Origin of the sequence: Persicitalea sp., from assembly GCF_041751555.1 — a bacterium.
Taxonomy (GTDB): Bacteria; Bacteroidota; Bacteroidia; order Cytophagales; family Spirosomataceae; genus Persicitalea.
Map to the genome: position 1 here is coordinate 1 of NZ_JBGSXF010000010.1, position 5,618 is coordinate 5,618.

The 5,618-nt window shown below is 50.4% G+C and carries 10 protein-coding genes; 4 read left to right on the top strand and 6 right to left on the bottom strand.

Annotated features, from left to right (window positions below):
• Positions 1-130 (top strand): transposase (locus ACEW8P_RS00345; protein ID WP_373511133.1); only part of this gene is annotated, 130 nt, incomplete at its 5' end.
• Positions 131-236: 106 nt separating this feature from the next.
• Here ACEW8P_RS00345 and ACEW8P_RS00350 read toward each other — a convergent pair.
• The 3 genes from ACEW8P_RS00350 to ACEW8P_RS00360 all read right to left on the bottom strand — a co-directional run bounded on the left by ACEW8P_RS00350 (position 237) and on the right by ACEW8P_RS00360 (position 1,718).
• Positions 237-869 (bottom strand): hypothetical protein, encoded by a 633-nt coding sequence (locus ACEW8P_RS00350; RefSeq protein ID WP_373511124.1) that lies wholly within the window; start codon positions 867-869, stop codon positions 237-239.
• A 168-nt stretch (positions 870-1,037) separates the two neighbouring features.
• Complete coding sequence (locus tag ACEW8P_RS00355) at positions 1,038-1,391, bottom strand: hypothetical protein (protein ID WP_373511125.1); 354 nt, start codon at positions 1,389-1,391, stop codon at positions 1,038-1,040.
• Between the two features lie 96 nt (positions 1,392-1,487).
• Positions 1,488-1,718, bottom strand: coding sequence for a hypothetical protein (locus ACEW8P_RS00360; protein WP_373511126.1), 231 nt, complete (start codon positions 1,716-1,718; stop codon positions 1,488-1,490).
• Between the two features lie 131 nt (positions 1,719-1,849).
• Here ACEW8P_RS00360 and ACEW8P_RS00365 point away from each other — a divergent pair, with 131 nt between their 5' ends.
• Both ACEW8P_RS00365 and ACEW8P_RS00370 read left to right on the top strand, forming a co-directional pair.
• Positions 1,850-2,599, top strand: a complete 750-nt coding sequence (locus tag ACEW8P_RS00365; protein ID WP_373511127.1) for a tyrosine-protein phosphatase — start codon at positions 1,850-1,852, stop codon at positions 2,597-2,599.
• 250 nt (positions 2,600-2,849) lie between these two features.
• The gene (locus ACEW8P_RS00370; protein ID WP_373511128.1) at positions 2,850-3,479 is read left to right on the top strand and encodes a polysaccharide biosynthesis/export family protein; all 630 of its coding nucleotides are present in this window, start codon (positions 2,850-2,852) and stop codon (positions 3,477-3,479) included.
• Between the two features lie 181 nt (positions 3,480-3,660).
• Here the strand turns inward: ACEW8P_RS00370 and ACEW8P_RS00375 are convergent, their stop codons facing one another.
• The 3 genes from ACEW8P_RS00375 to ACEW8P_RS00385 all read right to left on the bottom strand — a co-directional run bounded on the left by ACEW8P_RS00375 (position 3,661) and on the right by ACEW8P_RS00385 (position 5,115).
• Positions 3,661-4,407 (bottom strand): IS1 family transposase, encoded by a 747-nt coding sequence (locus tag ACEW8P_RS00375; protein ID WP_373511129.1) that lies wholly within the window; start codon positions 4,405-4,407, stop codon positions 3,661-3,663.
• A gap of 72 nt (positions 4,408-4,479) precedes the next feature.
• A complete protein-coding gene (locus ACEW8P_RS00380) occupies positions 4,480-4,650 on the bottom strand; it encodes a (2Fe-2S)-binding protein (RefSeq protein WP_373511130.1) in 171 nt (56 codons plus the stop codon).
• An 18-nt stretch (positions 4,651-4,668) separates the two neighbouring features.
• On the bottom strand, positions 4,669-5,115 hold the full coding sequence (locus ACEW8P_RS00385) for a CoxG family protein (protein WP_373511131.1): 447 nt from the start codon (positions 5,113-5,115) through the stop codon (positions 4,669-4,671).
• A gap of 138 nt (positions 5,116-5,253) precedes the next feature.
• Here ACEW8P_RS00385 and ACEW8P_RS00390 point away from each other — a divergent pair.
• The coding region (locus tag ACEW8P_RS00390; RefSeq protein ID WP_373511132.1) for an FAD-dependent oxidoreductase at positions 5,254-5,618 on the top strand (365 nt) is incomplete at its 3' end.

Below are 5,618 nucleotides of genomic sequence, written 5' to 3' on the forward strand. Positions count from 1 at the left end.
GGTAGAGCGAAGTTTTGCTTGGCTGAGTTTTAACCGACGGTTGTCAAAAGACTATGAAAAATTACCCCGAAACAGCGAGTCCGCTCTATACATTGCGATGTTGCCCATGATGCTTGAAAGGCTCAATTAACTATTTTCAGACAGTCTCTAAGACAAAGACCAAGAAACAGAACCACTAGGTTTTTCATAAAAGTTGGAACGAAGAGCAGCACGAAAGAATTCGAGGAGTAATTTATTCAAAAGGTTCGTTTGAGCAGAAGCATTGTTCCTAGGGTTTTCTCGCAGAGACCAGCGCCGTCATAGGCAAAGTCAGCCGAAAGGGTGTACTGCCTGATCGGAAATGAAACCCGCTGTAAGAGGGAAAGTTGTCGCTTGGGGACAGGATAGTCGAGTCGGTAGTTTCCCAGGTTTTCACCGGTCGAAATCCTTGAAACTAAATTGACTTTTCCGATTCGGCCTTGCGCACTTATCGTGAGCACTTTTACTCGGTTATTCACGATGTAATCAGGGTTGACAGATTGAAGCGCCCCGGTGGTGGGTAAGCCCGTCGAGTTACGCAGCTTGGTGATGAAGGGTGTACCGATCGTTTGTTTGCGGTAAACCCACCCCTCTTCATATATTGCATTATTGAAATAATTATCCTGGCCGCGCAGATAGTTGAATCTGATATCTGATGAGTACTGACTACCCTGATTCGCTTTATGAAGGTACTCCAGTGCTATTCGTTGAAAGCCAGATCCAGTTTTGGGAAATGTCCATGAAATGCCCGACAAACCATCGGCAATACTGATCAGGTAATACAAGGAGCCGTCTTCTACAAATGATTGGTGATACAACAGCCAGCGGCCAGCGGCATCCGCGTATTCCAAAGCCAGATCCAGCGAACCCAGGGATTGCCTGCCCGGAATCCTTCCACGTACACTTGACCTCCGGTCGCAAATCGACCTGTCGTGGAATTAATCGGCAGGTTCAGAACGACATTTAGGTAAGTCTCCAGGGAACTTCCGAAAGTTGTTATATGGACTTTTCTAATATTGTCATATAACGGAACGGTGGGGCCTCCCCCCCATTGGGCCTGGTGGGTTGAATCCCCCGTGCATCCTGAACCGCCATGAAGGCTTGCCCAACCGCACGTACAGGGCCGTCTGGTGTAGGTAGTAGTTTCTGGTGGAGTCCCCCGAACCGAACCAGCCGTGGGAGTACTGGCCCTTTACCGCCAGAATCTTGTTCTTGAACAGAACCGGGGTGTAATCAGGAATGGAGAGTTGCACTTTGGGCACGGGCAGGGCATTGCCCGACCAGATGTAGGACCCGGCGGTGAGTGTGGTGTCCACCAGCCCGACGATCTCGCGCCGATGGCCGGCGTAGAGCTCGAACGCCCCGTAGCGCACCTTGGCATAGAGTTCCGGCAGTAGCAGCTGCGTATGGCCCCCTGCGTTGACGACGGCCCGGACTCCGTAGCCATACGAGAACCTGCCAGTGCTGTCTTACTCCTTGCTGGCCTGGCCCCGCAAGGTGAAGTTTTGCGATTCCAGGGGTACCTCCCCGTAGTGGTTGCTCCTCAGCCAGAACGGGTTGCTTTTAGCAGAGGACAGCATGACCCCGGCCTCCACTTCGTAATCCAGATCGCTGAGTGCCTCGGGAGTCTGGGCCATTAAATGACCCGACAACAGCAACAGAATCGACGTTCCGGTCAGGAGACGATGAAAGGTGTGCATATTAAAGGAGCCGCGCGTAAGCGGTACCGTGGATGGCTGAGGACGAATAAGTTTTCAATCTTACATAATATTTTTTAAACCAGATTCAATGAATTAGTTTTGCACTCTGTAACTCCTTGGATATTCACACCATGTTTTCTATTCCTTCTTTCTTCAAAAAAGGGGCAACCGTTTCGGCACTTAGGGATTTGAAGGTCGATATGCATTCCCATTTGATTCCGGGGATCGATGACGGGAGTCCTGATATTGCCACCTCTCTGGAGCTGCTGCGGGGCTTATGGCAAGTAGGCTACGAAAAGATAATCATTACACCTCATATTTATCGGGATTTATACCCCAACGACTCGGAAAGCATCAAGGTGGGGTTGAAAGCGCTTACGGATGCGATGGAAGAGCAGGGAATTGAAATCACGGTGGAGGCTGCCGCCGAGTATTACATTGACCGCCATTTTGAATCGCTGATCGAAAGTGACGACGTGCTGAGCTTTGGAAAAAAAAGATACGTGCTTATCGAGATGTCTTTTGTATCGATTTCACCTAATCTGGAAAATGTGGTCTTCTCCTTGGTAGCTCGGGGGTACCAGCCTATTTTGGCTCATCCCGAGCGCTATAATTACTTGACCAATCAGCTTGTATTTTATCGACGTCTGACGAATTTGGGCTGTCTGCTCCAGATAAATTTGTTGTCACTAGTAGGGTATTATGGCAAATCGGTACAAAATTGGGCCTTGGCTTTACTGAAGGCTGGATTGATCAGTTTTCTGGGGACGGACTTGCACCATCGGCAACACTTGGCTCTGCTTACCGATCATCAAATGGATCGCAGGCTGACCGAAACGATTTGCAAGTACAGCTTCAAAAATCAAGAACTGTTAGAATAACAACATAGCTGGGCACTTGGGGGGAACTTTATGGATTTAGTTGGTTGCAAATCTATCCGAAATTTTGAGATATTTTAGTTAGTTTACATATCTTAACGCCACCAAAAGACCGATATACTTTTTTGTTTCGGTTGTTCTTTCAGTTTGTAAATTAATTCATCTAATGTACTTGAAGATATTGTTGCGCCTGACTTTTGGCCCCGATACCTTTCTGGCAAGTTATACCTATCATGAGAAAAAAATGATATACATGAATATTCTGAAATACATAGTGGCTGGCGTTCTGTTGGCCTTTGGCTTCTCTTCCTGCAAAGTAGCTCGAACTCCCAGAAAAGTCATTTCCATCACGCCTTACTTTCAAGACAGCACCGTGGCTTTGCCGACCACGATGGAGATACGGCAACCCCAGGTATCCCGCATTCAGAAAGAAGACCTGCTGGGCATTACGGTAAGCAGCCTGAATAAGGAATCAAATGACCTTCTCAATTTTTCCAACGTCAATTCGCTCTCCATGTCAGCCCTTCCCGGTGGCGGCGGTGGTGGGTCGCAGCCGATCGGCTACCCAGTCGATTCGTCGGACAATATCTCGATGGCTTTCATCGGCAAGGTGAATGTCGCGGGGCTTGCGCTGGAAGCAGCCCAGGAGAGGATTCGCGCCGCGTTGGACGGATTCGTGAAGGATCCTGCGGTCAATATCCGGTTCATGAATCACAAGTTCGTGGTGTTCGGGGAGGTAAACCAAGGGGGGGCGTTCAGCTTGTTCGACGACCGGACGACGATCATTGATGCTCTAGCCACGGCGGGCGACCTGACGCCCTTTGCCAACCGCGACAGCATCATGATCATTCGGAGTATCAACGGCCCGCGGGAAATCGCCTAGGTCAGTATGCTTGATCGGAAGATTTTCTCGTCGCCCTATTTCTACATTCGCAATGGCGATGTAGTGTATGTGCAACCGATACCTGAAAAGGTCGTACCTCTGCTTGTCGATGACGAAGAGCGGCAAATACAGCAGCAAAAGCGGAACGATGCTCAGTTTCGACTACAAATATTTGGTAGTGCTAAAATTGTAATGATAGGTTGTAATTAGTGACGACGAATCTGATTGATTTGATGTGCCGATCAAGTTCTTTGGAGAATGACAAGCTCAAGCGGACCAGCCGGGAGCATCGCTGGCGCAGGGTGCAGAAGAACCGCTCGACGTGGTTGGTGTCCTTCTTGGTTTTGCGGAAGCGATGCTGATCGGCGGGAAAGACCTGCTTATAGGCCGCCCAGTCGTCGCGGGGCCGCCCGGCGGTGTAAAAGGTCGCTCGCCGGCGGTAGCCTTCGGGCAGCGCCCGCCACAACCCCTTGGCCCCTTCTTCGCCCCGGTTGCCTACGTGCAGGGCCACGACCTGCCGACTCCTGCGATCAAGGGCAAGCCAAAGCCACTGCTTGTCAGTCTTTCGACCCACGAAACTCCATAGTTCGTCCGCCTCACAGTCAGCATTAATCAATTCTACATCAGCATCTTCGGCAACTGAGCAGGCCAAATCGTCGGGTACCCCGTCATACAACTCGTCCATGTAGGCGTAAAGCCGGTGCTGCTTGATTTCCATCACCCGGCAGATCGCGTCCAGCGAGATTCGCTCGGCCAGCATCAGCTCAACGCGGCGCTTGCACTCGTCAGAGAGCGGTTCATGCGTTCGCTCAAAGACGAACTGACGCTGGCAGGCTTTGCATTTGTGGCGGGCCTTTCCGTAATAGGTCGAGCCGTTTTTTACTGCATTTGTCGAGCCGCAGGCGGGGCAGTCGTGTTGTTGAAACATGATAAGGTAGGTTTGAGCTCGGTGACCCAAAACTACTGCTCGCCTGTGGTTTTTTCTAGACATCATTACTTTTCAAGCACTACCGCCATCCATATGAACAGTGCAGGAACCGCAGCTGCTGGTGTCGCAGCCGATGTGCGTCCCGGTCAGGCTGAGGTTTTCGCGCAAGTAGTGGGCTAATAGGGTTCTCGGCTCCACGTCGTGGGCGTGGGATTTCCCGTTTACGTTGGTTTTAATTTTCATTGGTGAAGCAGTTAGGGTTTAGTTAGTGGATGAAATTTCCTCCTCGAAGTTTTCAAAGAATTGTTTGGTAAGCGAATTGGCAACGCCGCTCATGACGCGGTTTCCCGTGCGGGCCAGCAGGCCCGAAAGCTTGGCTTTGCCATCGAAGGTTAATTCGGTTTGGTTGTCTTCCAGGGGTTTCAAATCGATGGTTACGGTAGCGTCGGCGTTACCTATTTTGCTGTTTTGTTGCACATTGAGCGTGTAGCCTTCGCCCGCGCGGATATCCTGCATAGTCAGACTGCCGGAAAAAGACCCGTTGACAGGGCCCATCTTGACTTGGGCCACGGCGTTGTATTCGTTTTCGGCGGTTTTTTCGAGCGTCGATATGCCCGGCACGATTCGGGCCAGAACGTCGGTGTCCATCAGCATCGTCCACACGCGGTCGGGCGGCGCGTTAAGAATATGCGAGCCGTTTAAGTCCATAAATATTTGTAAACAAGCCGGGCTGGTACAGTTTATTTGGAAGGGGAATGTGTATCGAAAGACGAATAATCAAGAGGGCTTCCAATTTATATATAATTTTAAAAAGAAAAAATAAAACCCTACCTCAATTCAATACACATGAAAAAAAAGTACGATTTGATCGTCGTCGGTGCGGGCAGCGGTGGCTTGGGAATGTCCTTAGCCGCCAAAACCATCGGCCTGAATGTACTTCTTATTGAAGAAAGCGAACGCAACGTCGGCGGAGATTGCCTTAACTTTGGCTGCGTACCGAGCAAGGCCATCATTCATGTCGCGAAGCAATTCGAGCATGGCCGCCGGGCGGAAGCTTTCGGCCTTAAAACGGAAGGCAAGGCTGAATTGGAAAAAGTAATGGCGTATGTCCACGGCCAGCAGGCGGTCATCCGCGCTCACGAAAACGCCAACTACCTGCGGGAAGAAAAGGAACTCGAAGTACTGATTGGCCGGGCGCATTTTGTGGATGA